Source organism: Myroides sp. TSA_177.3 (assembly GCF_052691955.1).
In genome coordinates this window covers 1-14,812 of the sequence record NZ_JBQZGD010000001.1, presented here as the reverse complement: position 1 = coordinate 14,812, position 14,812 = coordinate 1, and the positions used below count along the sequence as shown (strand labels likewise).

Below are 14,812 nucleotides of genomic sequence, written 5' to 3'. Positions count from 1 at the left end.
TTTGGGGCATGTCTATTTTTTTTAATTGTATTTTTGTATATAACTCAGGTTTACTTCAGTAAAAAAACAGCTATGAAATCAATCGAAAAAATCATTGAGCAATATAAAGCATTGAATTTGTCCGATATTGTCGATTATGACAAATTCAATGCAATTACTGTAAGTCATCATTCAACGAAGTTGGAAGGATCTACTTTAACAGAACTCGAATCAGAAATATTATTAAATAACCATATGACACCTAAAGGACGCCCTTTGTCAGATGTCTATATGGTGGCTGATCATGCCCTAGCCTTATCATATGTAATAAAGCAAGCAAAGAATCGAGAAAGAATAACAGTAGACATGATTCAGCATATAAATGCTCTAGTATTAAAAAACACGGGAGAGATTATAAATAATGCTTTTGGAACTTTCGATCTGTCAAAAGGTGTAATACGCAAATGGAATGTTCAAAACGGAAGAGGTGATAGTTATCCCGCATTTCAAAAAGTAGAAGATAAAACAAAGGAATTAGTAGCTATTATTAACGAGAAGATGACGGATGACTTAAATGTAAAAGAAGCAACTGATTTAGCATTTGATATGCATTATAATTTAGTTGCAATCCATCCTTTTGGAAATGGGAATGGCAGAACAAGTCGATTGATGATGAATTATATCCAAGTGTATTACAATTTACCAATGGCCATCGTAAACAGCTCTGATAAGGAAGCTTATATTCAAGCATTAAGGAATACTGATGAAACAGGGAATAAGAAATTTTTTAATGATTTTATGTATGAGCAATATGAAAAATACCTACTTCATATTATCAGCAAACAAGAAGAGAATCTAAAAAAGAATACTAACAAAGGGGGTTTTAATTTTGTCTTTTAAATAATAATAATAATAGTACTTAAACACCCCTAGATGAAATCAACAGTACTTTATTGATACTATTAGCGAGAATAATAAAGAATATCATTCATTATTTTCAGTTATGATAGTTCAGTCTATATTTATCATTAGATTGAGATAGAGCCAACTCTTATTGATTATGAAGTATGGTTGGAAGGGTTATCTCATAGACATGAAAGTTTAGATAAAATGTTTCCTGATTTTAATGAGACATTAAAGTGGTCGTGGTGATATCAATCATCGTTTTAAATATCAAATTCTAAACAAATTGCGAAAAGAAATTGAAGAGGAAGAGATAGCTTTAGTAACTTATAACGAATAGGACCATATTTTTTTCTAATACAATATTCTCAGAAATTAAAAAAAGAGAGTATCAATTACTATAAATAACAAAAGACACCCTTATAAAAGTATTCGTGTTTTTTTTAAACGAAATAAAAAACGTATTTTTATAAGATAAACGAATTGCTGTGGATATATTATTAGAAAGCATTGCGAAGCATGTAACCTTGACAGAAGTAGAGCAAAAAATCGTATTAGATTCTTTCGAATCTCATCGTTATAGTGCAAAAGAGAAACTCCTGGTAGAAGGTGAAATCTGTTATAATTCAACTTTTGTAATCTCGGGAATTTTGAGAAACTATTTTGTAGATGATCAGATTGTTGAGCATACGGTTAGTTTTGCAACAAACGGATGGTGGATTGCTGACATGTACAGTTTCCTGTCTCAAAAGCCAGGCAATTCTTATATCGAGGTGGTAGAAGACGCCATGGTACTAACCATGACTCGTGAGCAACAACTCAACCTCTTTGACCAAGTTCCAAAAATGGAGCGTTATTTCCGCATTCTTATTGAACGATCCCTAATTGCGAATCAACAACGCTTGATGGATAACCTTTCGCTAACCGCTGAAGAGCGTTATGAGCGTTTCTGCGAGCGTTTCCCAGATATTAAACACTGTTTACCACAAAAACAAATTGCGTCTTATTTAGGCATTACTCCTGAGTTTTTCAGTAAATTGAAAAAACGCATTCTTACAGCGAAATAAATATTGGTTGACTGTTTACCGTTAACTGGACGTATGTATTCATCCCTTTTCCAAATACCATTCAGGGTAATGGGCAAATTGCCATTTGCCCCTACGTACATATTTCATCCCCTTTTCTCTTTCCCTTTTCCCCTCTCCAATTATCATTACGTTATTTCTTAACCTACATTAAGCAACTAAACCATTGACTATCTGTATCTTTGTATAACAAAATCGATACAACTATGGAAAATTTTATTTTTTACAAATCTGACACAAGAGGATATGCTGACCATGGTTGGTTAAAATCAAACCACACCTTCAGCTTTGCTAACTACAGAAACGATGATCGTGTACACTTTGGTGTGTTACGCGTACTCAATGATGATTACGTAGCACCAGGTATGGGGTTTGGGACGCATCCACATGAAAACATGGAGATTATCTCAATTCCATTGAAAGGAAGTTTAGCACATAAAGACAGCATGGGCCACGGCGAAACCATTCACGTTAATGAGATTCAAGTGATGAGTGCTGGTACAGGTGTACAACACAGTGAATTCAATCCTAGTGAAACAGAAGCTAGTGAGTTCTTGCAAATCTGGGTATTTCCCAATAAGCTACACGTAACACCACGCTACCAACAATTGCCATTGGATGTTACTAAACGCCACAACAATTGGGATCAAATCTTGTCACCTAATCCTGACGATGCTGGTGCATGGATTCACCAAAATGCGTGGTTTCATTTAGCAAACTTGGATCAAAATAAAACAATAAACTACGAACTAAAAGATAAAACCAACGGAATTTATCTCTTTGTATTAGAAGGTAGCATCACCGTAAACAACCAAACATTAGATCGCAGAGATGCTATCGGAATTTGGGATATTGATTCATTTCAAGTACAAGCAACAGCTGATGCACAGCTTTTATTAATGGAAATCCCAATGGAATTACCTAGTTACTTACAATAATTACTAACAGTAAAAAAAATAAACAAAATGGAAACTAAAATTTGGAACATTGACAAAACACACTCTTCAATTGGATTTAAAATCAAACACATGATGTTTACCAATGTAAGAGGAAACTTCACTGATTATCAAGCAACCATCAACTTGGTGAATGATAATTTAGAAGAAAGTACCCTACAATTTGAAACGCAAATTGCTTCAATTGACACAAACAACGCAGACCGTGATAATCATTTAAAAAGTGCGGATTTCTTTGATGCAGAACAATACCCTACTGTAACTTTTACCTCAACTAAAATTGAGAAAAAAGGAGAAGCACATTATGTAGTAGAAGGTACTTTAACCATGCACGGTGTAAGTAAACCTGTAAAATTAAATGCAGAATACAGCGGTATCATTCAAGATCCATGGGGAAATGCTAAAATTGCTTTAGCCCTAAATGGTAAAGTGAATAGAAAAGACTGGAATCTAAACTGGAACACCACACTAGAAACAGGTGGTTTATTAGTAAGCGAAGAAGTAAACTTCGACATCGAAACTCAGTTTGTTTTAGCTTAATAGCTGACCGTTAGATATAATAAAATATAAAAAAAGCTCAACCGAAAAGGTTGAGCTTTTCTATTATCCTTGTTGTAAACTGCGAACTTCATCGTCCGTTAAAAATCTCCAGCTTCCTCTTGGTAGATTCCACTTGGTGATATTTCCGTACATCACGCGATCTACTTTCAATACATTATAATCCATTGACTCAAATAAAGCACGTACTAATTTTACGTTCGATGCTTTTAATTTGATTCCTATTTCGGTCTTCGGTTGATTCTCAACATAAGCAACATCTTCAACAAAGACACGCTTTTCGTCAATGTAGATTCCCTTTTGTACACGCTCCAAATCTTCGTATTTCAAATTTCGATCTAACGAAACTTGGTACATTTTCGAAGAACGTTGTTCTGGTGAACTTAACTTTTGAATTAAATTAGTATCATTGGTAAAAATCATCAGTCCCAATGTACTTTTATCCATACGTCCTACAGGTGCTACTGCTGACTTAGTTGCATTTTTAATCAAGCTTAATACATTCTCTTGACTAATAACATCTTCGTTGATTGTAGAGAATCCTTTTGGCTTATTTAACAAGATGTATACCTTTTTCTCTGGTACTAATACCATACCGTCAAAGTTTACGACATCTGTTATATTTACTTTGTATCCTAATTCCGTTACTACTTCTCCGTTCACTTTTACGTTACCCGAAGTAATATATAAATCTGCGTCTCTTCTAGAACATACTCCAGAATTACTAATATACTTGTTTAAGCGCATTACTCCATTATCTTCTTTTGGAGTAGCTACTACTTTTGGCTTTTTATCGAATGTTCTAGCAGAAGGATTAGGTTTTTGTGCTCCTTGTCCTTGACTAGCTCGCTTCTGGAAAGGTTTTGCACCTCCAACTTTTGATCCTCCAGCTTTAGATTTACCAGCTTTTGGCCCTCCAGCTTTTGGTTTTCCACTGCGATTAGATTGGGGTTTTCTAGAACCTGATTTACCGTTATTCATATTAAATATTTTTGCAAAGATAGACAAACTCCGTCTTTTATTTCAAAATACGAAAAAATATAGCTTTTTATTATAAAGTCTCCTCTAAAAGATACTTCCCACTTGCCAAAACATCGGGTTTAATTAACACAATAGATAGAACCCCTAAGAGAATCAAAAGCTTAAGTAAGAAATGCAATTGATGATACTCTTGCGTGGTACTTGATTTCCATAGTCTCAATAAGAAAAACAGCAAAATGACAATACTAAAATAGAAATAGTAAATCATATAGCCGACATCAAAGCGAACGGTCATGAAATAAATGGGAATCAAAGCTAACACAAAAACACCCGTAATGACTTCTTTTGCTTTTTGTTCGCCAAAACGTACCGGAATCGTCTGGTAGTTATTCGCAAAGTCTCCTCGGATATTTTCTAAATCTTTCATGATTTCTCGAATCAAAATAATCAAATACAAGAAGAAGGCATGAACAAAAATAGAAATGTGAAACGATCTAAAGTACATGAGAATAGCAAAGAAAGGCAACATGGCCAATAAAGAAGCTAATAGGTTACCAATGATTGGGTATTTTTTCAACTTATGGGAATAAAACCACAAGAGAAAAATATAGATGGCAAAGAAAATAGCCCCGTGTATGGATACAGGAATTACAATACAAACAGATAGAAAATTGAGGAAGAAATAGACTCTCAATTTTGTTGTTTGACTCACCAAACGATCCAACATTGATTTATTGGGGCGATTGATTAAATCCTTTTCTGCATCATAAAAATTGTTGATAATATAGCCTGAAGCGATGGCTAAGGCTGAAGCCAATATAATAAGAAATAACTGCCAATCTAAAATAACATCTAAAGCTCTTTTTTCTGGAGCGAAGATAAAAATGGAAGCTAAATATTGGGCTAAAATAATAACAAAAATGTTATAACCTCTCACCACAGAAAACAGACTGAATATTTTAGCTAAGAGGATTTTATTTTTCCTAGATAACATATTTATTTTTTTCTTGTGATTAAAAAAGGTTATAACATTCTCTATATCTATTGCTTAAAATTGATATACTACTTCTAATTTGTAATCTTTAAGCGTTTCTTTTGCTTTGTCAATATCTGGCGTAAATCCTAAGATATAACCACCTCCACCAGAACCACATAACTTCAAATAGTAATCATTGGTTTCGATTCCCTTCTGCCACACATTGTGAAACTGTTCTGGAATCATAGGTTTAAAGTGATTGAATACAACAGATGAAAGTTCTTTTGTATTGTTAAACAAGGCTTTCAAATCTCCTTTTAAGAAGTTTTCAACACAAGCATCTGTATGCTTGATGAACTCTTCTTTTAGTACTTTTCTGAATCCTTGTTCTTTCAATTTCTCCATAAAAATAGTAATCATAGGTGCTGTTTCACCTACAATTCCTGAATCGATTAAAAACACAGCTCCTTTTCCGTCTAAACTTTGAGAAGGTATTCCGGTTGGTTCGATATTATCTTTGGAGTTAATTAAGATTGGTAAACTCAAATAGCTATTCAACGGATCTAACCCTGAGCTTGTTCCGTGGAAGAAAGCTTCCATTTTACCAAAAATCCCTTTTAATTTCAGTAATTTATCTTTGCTTAGATTCTCTAAAACGGTGATTTTTTCTAGTGCATATTGATCGTAGATAGCTGCAACTAAGGCACCACTACTACCAACGCCGTATCCTTGTGGAATACTAGAATCAAAGTACAATCCATTTTCAATCTCTGCTTGTAAGCGATCGAGATCAAATTGTACCAAAGCAGGCTCAGCCTCTTGCATATCTTCTAGATACGCAGCGAAGTTTCGTAAGCTTTCGTTTGATTTTTTAGCGAATCCCTCTAGGTTATCTTCCATTTTTAAGGCTCCCTTGTAAAAATTATAAGGAATAGATAATCCTTTTGAGTCTTTTATAATTCCATATTCTCCGAATAATAGAATCTTTGAATAAAATAAAGGTCCTTTCATAGCTGATAAAAGTAATTTACCCTGCAAAGGTACGTATAATATTCACGCTTAGGTGATTTTGTTTTATTTTTTTCTATAGGTAACGGTTCTTAAAACCATACACGCAATGTCTACATCCATTTTGACAGCATTGTCCTTTCAAAAAGTGGTACAATTCAGTAAAAACAAAATAGCCATTTTCCATGTAATAATGTTTTCCTTCTACCATTTCACTTCTCGTACGTGGAAACTCATTCGTATGTCCTTCTTGGACCAACTGTTCCATTTTTTTCAGGCAGCTTGGACATAAGCACTTGTGAAAGGAGCTTCGCAAGAAGTTTCGAGTAGCTGAGCTAACCTCAACTTGAGAGCAAGCACATTGATCGATCACTTCTGGTTGACAATCAATAGGTGTTTTACAGTGCGTACACACTTTATTCTTCGTCATAATTTCTACTTCATGGTAGCAAAATTGTAGAACTTCATGTTTCCTGTTGCCTCAATTTCGACTTGTTGTTTTACAATTTCACCTTGTGGTCTTTGTAACTCCAAGCTCAATTGATTCTTTCCTTTTGCCAAAGGTACACGAGCATATCTGATTTCAGCAGGTAGGGTTTGCCAGTTACGTGTATCTGCTTTTTCTGAAAACAAATTATACAGCTGTAATCCTAAGCCAACACCCTCTAGTACTGCATTATTATCATTGGATCTAGCTGTAGATTTAACAGCGTATTCTGCCGCTTTTTTCACAGCCAATCGCGTTAAGATTTTTCCTAACTCTTTTCCTGCTCTTTCTTTTAAAGTAGAAACTGCAACAACATCTATATCTTGCACTTTTTCTAAAACAAAAGTTGCTGAACCATTGACTTGCACTTGCGCTTTTGCGTAAGGTACTGGAATACTAATGTATTTAGGAAAGGCAATATTCACACTGTGAACATCACTTAAGTTCGTATTACCTGCAATACCAAAATCCAATGGAATCATAACCCCTAAGGCATTGGTAAAAACTAAAGCTCCACTATCCCCTTTAATTAACGAAAAGACAATATTTTCTTCCTCTTTAATTGGGGCAACCCCATTTTCCCAGAAAACGACTAACTCTCCTCCTTCAGCGGTTTGATACGCTTTAAAAGGCATTGAAAATTCCTTTTCAAATCTCTTCAAATCACTGGTAAAGCCTAATTTATTTGCCATATTCATGACATCATACTTTAGGTTTTCAGGAATACTTACCCCATAATACAAACCACCTGTTGCACTTTGATACACTTCTACCGCATTTCTATACGCAATAAAAGCATCGTTGTAATTTCCGGTAGATTCGTAAATAAGTCCTTGTAAATTTAGAGAAAAGGCATCTTTCGAATAACGCGTAGTCTTGTTGTTGTATTTATCTCCTTGTTCATAGTTCTGAAGGGAAATACGACGCGCTTCTACTAAAGCTTCTTGAGATTGTCCTAGGTATAAATAGTTTAATGCTTTATAGTAGTGAATCATGAAGATCTCGAATTCCTCTCCTTTGTAACTTTGAGACATGGAGTTCAAGAAAAGTCCTACCATAACATCCCCAACTTTCGTCACTTGATCTTCGATTAGAAGATCCGCCTTATTTAAGTATTGATTACTCAAGGCATAGTTCCCTTTGAGATGTTCCACTCGCCCCTTTTCCATATAGAATAGGAGTAAGTTTCTTGTTTTTTGCAGTAGTTTATTCTTATCCAATGCATTATCGGCTCCTGCGTAGTCTTGTTGAGTCATACGCTGGTAGTAATCCGTAATCCGATCGTGATAAGTGGCGCATCCAAATACGAAAAACATTAGCGCCAATGGCACTAATGTTTTTGATATTGAAGATATGGTTCGATTGAAAACCATCAATTATAAGTTTAGTTTTTTACGTATTTCGCTATTTTTTTATCACCGATCCAAACAACTTCATTTGTTTGAAGATTCGTTAATTCCAAATTAACTTGATAGTAAACCACTTTTTTCTTTTTGTGTGAATCAACGATTGAGTTGATTGAACCTTGCAACATGAAATCTGCTCCTTGTTCTAATCCAAACTGTTTCATTGAAGAAGCCGAAGCATTCGTTTGTTGATCTGCTCTTTCTCCTCTTAACTCATCGCGTTTTTTACCACCTTGTACCAAACGAACACGTCCAGATTGGATGAATGATTGCTCTACGTCTTTTACGAAAGTTTCAGCGTCAATATGCTCATGGCTTTTGTTGTAAACCATTCCGACGATAACTACTGGTTTTTTATTGTCGTTGTCATCTTGAAAATTACCAATCCAAGCACCATCTAATACTTGTCTTGTCATTTGTTGTGCAACTTCTCTTGAATCTGAGTTATTCCATCTACCACTTAAGTCGATTGTTTCTTCTGTGCTAACACGTGTAACTTGACGACCACATGATGTGATAAACAAACCTGATGCTGCTAAAATTGCAGCTAATGCTATCTTCTTAATTTGCATACTCTTTTTATTATTCATTAATTTTTTTTCCATTAAATAGAGAACCACCAATTACCAGTTCTAAAACCAATACGAGGAGACCAATTCCAGTTGCTATAATTTCTATAATAACCGTTGTACCCTGAATTGTAATTATAGCCATAATCTGAATAATAACTACGGCCGTATTTTGCACGAGCCATGCGTTCTTCGTGGCGGTATTGTCTTTTTAGCGCTTTTCGTTCTTGCTTGGCTTCATACCAATCGTACGCTTTATAAGTATCTTGTACGGTTTCCCCTAAATTTACTAAAAGTGAATCCTTTTGCATCATGTATTTTTCCATGCTTACACGATAGTTGGGATTCTGATCAAAAATAGGAGTTTGTGCACTAACTTGATATGTTAACAAGCTACATATCACGAGTCCGAATAACTTTATAACATTTTTCATAGCTTGAATTTTAAAAATTAAACACTATTTTTTCTAAGGTAAATATAGCGCTTTTTATTTAATTAATAAAGCGCCTGATCCCATTTTATCTTCAATAAAATGTTCATTCTGACAGATTTTGCTTAATTCCTCACGTATAAACGCAAGGACAATCTCTTTATTGCTTTCTGGAAAAAGGACGTGTACATTCGCTCCTGCATCTAACGTAAAACAAACGGGAATTTCTGTTTTAGCGCGAAAGGCCCAAATTTGCTCAATAATTTGAAGTGTATTGGGTTTCATCAAAATAAAATAAGGCATTGATGTCATCATCATCGCGTGTAAAGTCAAAGCTTCACTCTCTACCAAAGCCACAAATTGTTTTAAATCTCCCGTTTGGAGGATATTTTTCAATTGACTCAAGTTTTGATGCGCTTGATTAAAACGCTCCTTTGCAAAAGGGTGGTCATGCATTAGGTCATGTCCAACCGTACTTGATACTTGTTTCTCTCCCTTATCCACTAATAAGATAACGTCTTGGTAATTTTTAAAATTAGCATGCACATCAAAAGGCGCTTCAATACCAAACAAATCAGAACTACCTGCTATCTCTACTTGCTCTCCCCAAACGACAATTTCTCCTGCAATACTTCTACAAGCACTTCCAGAACCTAAACGCGCTAAAAAAGAAGCTTTTTTCAAGAAATAATCTTGTGTCATCGTAGGGTTTAATACTTGTTCCAACGACATGATATTCATCGACAAAGCAGCCATTCCGGAGGCAGAAGATGCGATTCCAGAACTATGAGGAAATGTATTGGTCGTATCGATAGTGAAATGATAATTTTCAATATACGGGCAATAGGATAAAATACGCTCAAAGAATTTTTGAATTTTCGGTTTGAAATCTTCCTTGGGTTGACCCTCAAATAACAAATCGAAAGTAATACCTTTACTTTCTTTCTTTTTAAATTCTAACGTGGTAATTGTCTTGCAGTTACTCAAGGTAAAACTCAATGATGGATTTGCGGGAATCTGGTGCTCTTTTTTTCCCCAATATTTCACTAAAGCAATATTACTTGGAGCACTCCAGGTAAATGTTCCTTGTTCTGCTAGTTGTCCTTTTGTTGCAGTTGCATCGAAAATAAAATCAGTTGCGCTTGTCATTCCTTTCAAAATTTTGACAAAAATACTACCTTTTTATCACATACCGAGTTTTCTTCTCCACATCCCTTAAAACTACATATAACCAAATCTTTCACATTTTTTATTACACTATCCGTACAGTTTTTATGTATTTATTGCAAAAAAACAAAGTTCAATATTGGATATTATATAAACATATATTATATTCGCTCTACACCGAACCCACAAACTCACAAAAACATGGTTAAATTACACCTTACAACGACCACTGAAAATAAATTGAAGGGGATCCAATCCATTTCCATTTATTCAGGGACGAATTTGATCAAAGAGCTAGATTGCACTACTTCGTCTAGTATAGCTTTAGATGATCACACCCCAGATCTGTTTATTACAGATGGGCATACCTTACAACACATTTCTCTTTCGGAAATCAAAGAAGCCAAACAACTAACCGTACAACTAACAGAAAATTTAGCCGTTCAACTTCGCGTAAGTAATCCAATCAACCTTTGGGATTACACCAATTGGATCTTAGCTTCACTTTCAGGTATTATTGCCATTGGTTATTCGATTTTCACCAATTCCAATTGGAGAGAATTTTTATTTCTACTAGGTAGTACGATTATTGTCTTGTTTGTGTTTATGTTACTGTACAAACACCCTATTAAGACTAGAAATTACAACATTCGAATGTACGCTACAATTAGTGCACTTGTGTTAATTTTTATCTTTATTCCCTTTGAGAATTGGTATTTGAAAACACTAGTTGGTCTATCAACCTTAACGGTGATTACGCGATTTATTAAAGCGTATCAACGTTCATTAGCTGTGGCTTATCATCCTTTTACGAAAGAATAAAAAAATATGGAAGGGGATACCTTCCATATTTCTATTAGCACTTACAAAATTACATACATCTTTAAATCATACTTGAAGTAGTCTAATTTATTCGTTGTGTGTTTGCCAAAGGAACGCAAAATACTTGCATACACTACCAAAACAAAATAAACTTATCAACAATGTTATCACCAATTATCTTTTATTTAAGATAAGATTAAGAACGGTAATAATATTGATTAATTTTTTCAATTACTTCCTTTCTACATTGCACACTGATATAGTCCTCATCAATCGGAGCACTAAACATAAACATCGGATTTGCAGGGAATTCGGTTGATGTTCGGAACAGTAAAAAGTAACTTTTTCCTGAGCGTCCTGCTTGCATCCATTCTTCTAGTTTATAATAATCAGGGATAGAACGACGTTCTCGGACAACAATTAAAACATCTTTAATTGCTGACCAGGGTAAAAATTTCTCTTTAAACAAGCTTTTATAACTTACTCCTTTTTCGTCAATCGTCACTTTCATAAAGAGCACTTTGTACAAAAAAACAAAAAACAAGAAGAATAACAGTACCGCAACAAATTTAACGATACCAGAAGCGACCAATAGGAAAAAAATTCCAATGGATAAGAAAGGACCTAAACACAGAATCAAGAGTAGCACACTACTACTTGTATTATAATAGTTGAATTTCATGTTGTTCTTTTAAAATTTTGAAGCAATTGCTTGAGCCGCTAAGAAACCAGTTGTCCAAGCATTTTGAAAATTAAATCCACCTGTAATTGCATCAATATTGAGAATTTCACCTGCAAAGTATAAATCTGTGTTGATTTTACTTTCCATTGTTTTAAAATTGACATCGCGCAGATCAATGCCACCAGCTGTTACAAACTCCTCTTTGAATGTACTTTTTCCATTCACTTGAAACTCTCCTTCTTGTAATTGAAGCATAAGGGCTTGCATTTGTTTGTTATTGACATCCGCCCAAGTTTGTGTTGCATCAATTTGTGCTGCTTGCACTAATCGTTCCCACAGACGAGTTGGAAAATCAAACAACCCTCTTTTCATTACCATTTTCTTGGCATGTTCATGTTTGAAGTCTTTCAATTGTTCCAATAAATCTTCTCGATCTACCGTTGGCAGCCAATTGACTACAATGTGAAACTGGTAATTTTTCTCTGCTAGGATTCGAGCACCCCAAGCCGATAGACGCAAAATACCAGGACCGCTCATTCCCCAATGGGTAATTAATAAAGGTCCCGTAGCTTCTAACTTTGTTCCTTTTACCTTAATAGATGCTTCTGTAGAAACGCCCATTAAATCTTGAATACGCTTATCTTTGATATTAAAGGTAAATAAAGACGGGACAGGTTCAACCAAACGGTGTCCTAACTCCCCCATCATTTGCCATATTTTCGGATTACTTCCTGTAGTGAACACCAATTGTGCACACGTCATACTTTCTTTTGTCGTATCCAGCTTCCACCCTTTTTCACTTTGATATACTCCTTGTACACTAATACCTTGTAGGACATCAATTTTATATTGCGCAGTTGCTTTCGTAAAACAATCAATAATCGTCTGCGAAGAATCCGTTGTAGGAAACATTCGCCCATCTTCTTCAATTTTCAACTCCACACCATGGCGCTCAAACCACTCAATCGTATCTCCACTGCAAAATTGATGAAAAGGCCCTAATAATTCTTTAGACCCTCGAGGATAAAACTGCACTAATTCATTGGGAATAAAACAAGCGTGGGTAACATTGCAACGTCCACCACCCGATATTTTCACTTTAGAGAGTACCTCTTTTCCGCGTTCTAGAATAGCGATACGCAAACTAGGTTGGCGTTCCGCAAGATTAATTGCCGTAAAAAAACCCGCTGCACCCCCTCCTACAAGTATAACATCATAATACATACCTTCTGTATTTAACCATTAAGTAAAGATCCTTTTTTTTATTTTACATGAAACAATTATCTTTACACCCACAAAGATACTTACTTACAATCGCATCCTTATCATTGTAAAATTAAGATTATGAAAAAATTGCCTTTTTTATTCCTGATTGTTTTATTTGCCATGTGTAAATCTGTTCCACCTGGAAGTAGCACAAATAACAACAGCAGCAGTAGTTCCAACTCTTCTAAAGATTTATCTATTGAGGAGCGTTTAGAAGAGATCAAAGAAGAAAACAGATTACCCGAAGCCAAAGACGTCATTGATTTGCCTTCTTATGCTCAAGTAAGAGACGATTTCCGTTCTGTTACAGACAAGACCAAAGAATCGTATTTACAGGGGATGCAAGCAACTGGAGATAAATACAGCGTTGTTATTTTAACCCAAGGATTCAAAGGAGAGAATATTGTCGTTAAAAACAGCAGTAAAACATTCTTCAAAGGAATGACCATGAGTGATTTATCTAATGGAATTGCGAAATCGATTCGCGTAGACAACACAGATGATTTTACGATTGTGGACACTTATACCAATAGCGAAGTACTAATTGAAAGTGATCATGCTAAGATGTTTAAGTTTATTTATGTGATGAAGAACAGCAGCAAAGACAATCCTTTCAAAGTAACGTTCAGCAATACGCTACGACCTGTACGTTAATGGAAACACGAGATACTATTTTACGACTTATACAACAAACGGCTCTTACTTTAAGGGCCTTTTTCAATTCATTGCCTTTGGAAGATCCTCTTCATGAGCAAACTGTTGATGATTTTTCTTCCCAGTTGAAAGTACAAACAGCTATAGATCTTGAAGCTCTACTCCTATTGAAGTCTTCCGTTGATCTGCAAGATTATTTTGTCCGACACGCCGCTTTTGACTCAACAAATCAAGAGCTCTTAGCGGATTTACTGGTTAACCTTGCCGAAAGAACAATAGCTTTAGATACAATCAAAAGTCAAGCATATCAAAACTTAGCACTATCGTTGTATCAACTAATCAATGAAACCACGCAAACCTATAATTGGGAAAGAGAAGCTAAAATAGCACGTTTAAAAGAATAACCATTTTTTCTTTGATTTGACAACCGCAAGTCCTCCAAGTATATTGGTTTCATCTTTAAGTTCAACTTGCAGGAATTTACTGCTATCTTTTGCTTTTACTTTTACCTCAAGTGTTTCCATACCTATAAACTGAAATTCTATTTTAATTGTCTTAGGGTGACTTTCGGGTAATTCTAATTGAAAATATCCATCTAAATTCGTTACCGCATGAAGATTTAGTTCCTTAATTGATATAGAAACCCCAGGAATAAATACACCATCGGTGTCAGTTACTTGGCCGCAAATAAGCCTATTTAACGGATCCTCTTTTTCAATAATTTTAGATTCACTTGCTGTATGATTATCTTGACTTTCTTGACTATTATGTTCTATTACGACTTGTTCGTGTGCTTGTGTACTCGTAGCTGTTGTCAAAACCAGTAAATTAATTGTAGCTGCAACAAGACCACGCAGACTAATTCCACGATTCGCTGTTGAT

Annotated in this window: 18 protein-coding genes; 7 read left to right on the top strand and 11 right to left on the bottom strand. The window is 35.0% G+C overall.

Features of this window, described 5'->3' with window-relative positions; translation table 11 throughout:
* Nucleotides 1-72: 72 nt before the first annotated feature.
* The 4 genes from ACUTSE_RS00090 (at nt 73) to ACUTSE_RS00075 (ending at nt 3,463) form a co-directional block, all read left to right on the top strand.
* Nucleotides 73-879, top strand: a complete 807-nt coding sequence (locus ACUTSE_RS00090; protein WP_445638799.1) for a Fic family protein — start codon at nt 73-75, stop codon at nt 877-879.
* A gap of 491 nt (nt 880-1,370) precedes the next feature.
* Nucleotides 1,371-1,949 (top strand): Crp/Fnr family transcriptional regulator, encoded by a 579-nt coding sequence (locus ACUTSE_RS00085; protein ID WP_445638798.1) that lies wholly within the window; start codon nt 1,371-1,373, stop codon nt 1,947-1,949.
* Nucleotides 1,950-2,173: 224 nt separating this feature from the next.
* Nucleotides 2,174-2,905, top strand: coding sequence for a pirin family protein (locus ACUTSE_RS00080; RefSeq protein ID WP_445638797.1), 732 nt, complete (start codon nt 2,174-2,176; stop codon nt 2,903-2,905).
* A gap of 27 nt (nt 2,906-2,932) precedes the next feature.
* Nucleotides 2,933-3,463, top strand: coding sequence for a YceI family protein (locus tag ACUTSE_RS00075; RefSeq protein WP_002989604.1), 531 nt, complete (start codon nt 2,933-2,935; stop codon nt 3,461-3,463).
* Between the two features lie 63 nt (nt 3,464-3,526).
* On the opposite strand, the gene ACUTSE_RS00070 is transcribed toward ACUTSE_RS00075, so the two are convergent.
* From ACUTSE_RS00070 to ACUTSE_RS00035, 8 genes are all read right to left on the bottom strand, one after another.
* Nucleotides 3,527-4,462, bottom strand: coding sequence for a pseudouridine synthase (locus ACUTSE_RS00070; RefSeq protein ID WP_181816753.1), 936 nt, complete (start codon nt 4,460-4,462; stop codon nt 3,527-3,529).
* Between the two features lie 70 nt (nt 4,463-4,532).
* Complete coding sequence (locus ACUTSE_RS00065; RefSeq protein WP_445638796.1) at nt 4,533-5,456, bottom strand: geranylgeranylglycerol-phosphate geranylgeranyltransferase; 924 nt, start codon at nt 5,454-5,456, stop codon at nt 4,533-4,535.
* A 54-nt stretch (nt 5,457-5,510) separates the two neighbouring features.
* Nucleotides 5,511-6,449 carry a mevalonate kinase family protein gene (locus ACUTSE_RS00060; protein ID WP_002989588.1) on the bottom strand — a complete coding sequence of 313 codons (939 nt, stop codon included), beginning with the start codon at nt 6,447-6,449 and terminating at the stop codon, nt 5,511-5,513.
* Between the two features lie 73 nt (nt 6,450-6,522).
* On the bottom strand, nt 6,523-6,876 hold the full coding sequence (locus tag ACUTSE_RS00055; RefSeq protein WP_445638795.1) for a cysteine-rich CWC family protein: 354 nt from the start codon (nt 6,874-6,876) through the stop codon (nt 6,523-6,525).
* Nucleotides 6,877-6,881: 5 nt separating this feature from the next.
* A complete protein-coding gene (locus ACUTSE_RS00050; RefSeq protein WP_002989581.1) occupies nt 6,882-8,306 on the bottom strand; it encodes a COG3014 family protein in 1,425 nt (474 codons plus the stop codon).
* An 11-nt stretch (nt 8,307-8,317) separates the two neighbouring features.
* Entirely contained in the window at nt 8,318-8,911 is a 594-nt protein-coding gene (locus tag ACUTSE_RS00045) for a penicillin-binding protein activator LpoB (RefSeq protein WP_036462937.1), read from the bottom strand.
* A 32-nt stretch (nt 8,912-8,943) separates the two neighbouring features.
* Nucleotides 8,944-9,342 carry a hypothetical protein gene (locus ACUTSE_RS00040; protein WP_002989576.1) on the bottom strand — a complete coding sequence of 133 codons (399 nt, stop codon included), beginning with the start codon at nt 9,340-9,342 and terminating at the stop codon, nt 8,944-8,946.
* Nucleotides 9,343-9,396: 54 nt separating this feature from the next.
* The gene (locus tag ACUTSE_RS00035; RefSeq protein WP_445638794.1) at nt 9,397-10,488 is read right to left on the bottom strand and encodes a diphosphomevalonate/mevalonate 3,5-bisphosphate decarboxylase family protein; all 1,092 of its coding nucleotides are present in this window, start codon (nt 10,486-10,488) and stop codon (nt 9,397-9,399) included.
* A gap of 219 nt (nt 10,489-10,707) precedes the next feature.
* On the opposite strand from ACUTSE_RS00035, the gene ACUTSE_RS00030 reads away from it, so the two are divergent.
* Complete coding sequence (locus ACUTSE_RS00030; protein ID WP_445638793.1) at nt 10,708-11,328, top strand: hypothetical protein; 621 nt, start codon at nt 10,708-10,710, stop codon at nt 11,326-11,328.
* A 196-nt stretch (nt 11,329-11,524) separates the two neighbouring features.
* On the opposite strand, the gene ACUTSE_RS00025 is transcribed toward ACUTSE_RS00030, so the two are convergent.
* A complete protein-coding gene (locus ACUTSE_RS00025) occupies nt 11,525-12,010 on the bottom strand; it encodes a PH domain-containing protein (protein WP_445638792.1) in 486 nt (161 codons plus the stop codon).
* Between the two features lie 9 nt (nt 12,011-12,019).
* Nucleotides 12,020-13,234 (bottom strand): NAD(P)/FAD-dependent oxidoreductase, encoded by a 1,215-nt coding sequence (locus ACUTSE_RS00020; protein ID WP_445638791.1) that lies wholly within the window; start codon nt 13,232-13,234, stop codon nt 12,020-12,022.
* A gap of 120 nt (nt 13,235-13,354) precedes the next feature.
* On the opposite strand from ACUTSE_RS00020, the gene ACUTSE_RS00015 reads away from it, so the two are divergent.
* Together ACUTSE_RS00015 and ACUTSE_RS00010 are read left to right on the top strand one after the other, a co-directional pair.
* On the top strand, nt 13,355-13,930 hold the full coding sequence (locus ACUTSE_RS00015; RefSeq protein ID WP_445638790.1) for a hypothetical protein: 576 nt from the start codon (nt 13,355-13,357) through the stop codon (nt 13,928-13,930).
* Nucleotides 13,930-14,334, top strand: a complete 405-nt coding sequence (locus ACUTSE_RS00010; protein WP_445638789.1) for a hypothetical protein — start codon at nt 13,930-13,932, stop codon at nt 14,332-14,334. Before ACUTSE_RS00015 ends, ACUTSE_RS00010 begins: the two co-directional genes overlap by 1 nt.
* Here ACUTSE_RS00010 and ACUTSE_RS00005 read toward each other — a convergent pair.
* Nucleotides 14,323-14,812 (bottom strand): carboxypeptidase-like regulatory domain-containing protein (locus ACUTSE_RS00005; RefSeq protein WP_445638788.1); only part of this gene is annotated, 490 nt, incomplete at its 5' end. The genes ACUTSE_RS00010 and ACUTSE_RS00005 overlap by 12 nt on opposite strands.

Coding starts and splice junctions, on each gene's coding strand:
- ACUTSE_RS00025 (WP_445638792.1), bottom strand. CDS start 12,010: ATGAAATTCAACTATTATAATACAAGTAGTAGTGTGCTACTCTTGATT.
- ACUTSE_RS00070 (WP_181816753.1), bottom strand. CDS start 4,462: ATGAATAACGGTAAATCAGGTTCTAGAAAACCCCAATCTAATCGCAGT.
- ACUTSE_RS00040 (WP_002989576.1), bottom strand. CDS start 9,342: ATGAAAAATGTTATAAAGTTATTCGGACTCGTGATATGTAGCTTGTTA.
- ACUTSE_RS00090 (WP_445638799.1), top strand. CDS start 73: ATGAAATCAATCGAAAAAATCATTGAGCAATATAAAGCATTGAATTTG.
- ACUTSE_RS00030 (WP_445638793.1), top strand. CDS start 10,708: ATGGTTAAATTACACCTTACAACGACCACTGAAAATAAATTGAAGGGG.
- ACUTSE_RS00045 (WP_036462937.1), bottom strand. CDS start 8,911: ATGCAAATTAAGAAGATAGCATTAGCTGCAATTTTAGCAGCATCAGGT.
- ACUTSE_RS00010 (WP_445638789.1), top strand. CDS start 13,930: ATGGAAACACGAGATACTATTTTACGACTTATACAACAAACGGCTCTT.
- ACUTSE_RS00055 (WP_445638795.1), bottom strand. CDS start 6,876: ATGACGAAGAATAAAGTGTGTACGCACTGTAAAACACCTATTGATTGT.
- ACUTSE_RS00020 (WP_445638791.1), bottom strand. CDS start 13,234: ATGTATTATGATGTTATACTTGTAGGAGGGGGTGCAGCGGGTTTTTTT.
- ACUTSE_RS00015 (WP_445638790.1), top strand. CDS start 13,355: ATGAAAAAATTGCCTTTTTTATTCCTGATTGTTTTATTTGCCATGTGT.
- ACUTSE_RS00075 (WP_002989604.1), top strand. CDS start 2,933: ATGGAAACTAAAATTTGGAACATTGACAAAACACACTCTTCAATTGGA.
- ACUTSE_RS00035 (WP_445638794.1), bottom strand. CDS start 10,488: ATGACAAGCGCAACTGATTTTATTTTCGATGCAACTGCAACAAAAGGA.
- ACUTSE_RS00050 (WP_002989581.1), bottom strand. CDS start 8,306: ATGGTTTTCAATCGAACCATATCTTCAATATCAAAAACATTAGTGCCA.
- ACUTSE_RS00080 (WP_445638797.1), top strand. CDS start 2,174: ATGGAAAATTTTATTTTTTACAAATCTGACACAAGAGGATATGCTGAC.
- ACUTSE_RS00060 (WP_002989588.1), bottom strand. CDS start 6,449: ATGAAAGGACCTTTATTTTATTCAAAGATTCTATTATTCGGAGAATAT.
- ACUTSE_RS00065 (WP_445638796.1), bottom strand. CDS start 5,456: ATGTTATCTAGGAAAAATAAAATCCTCTTAGCTAAAATATTCAGTCTG.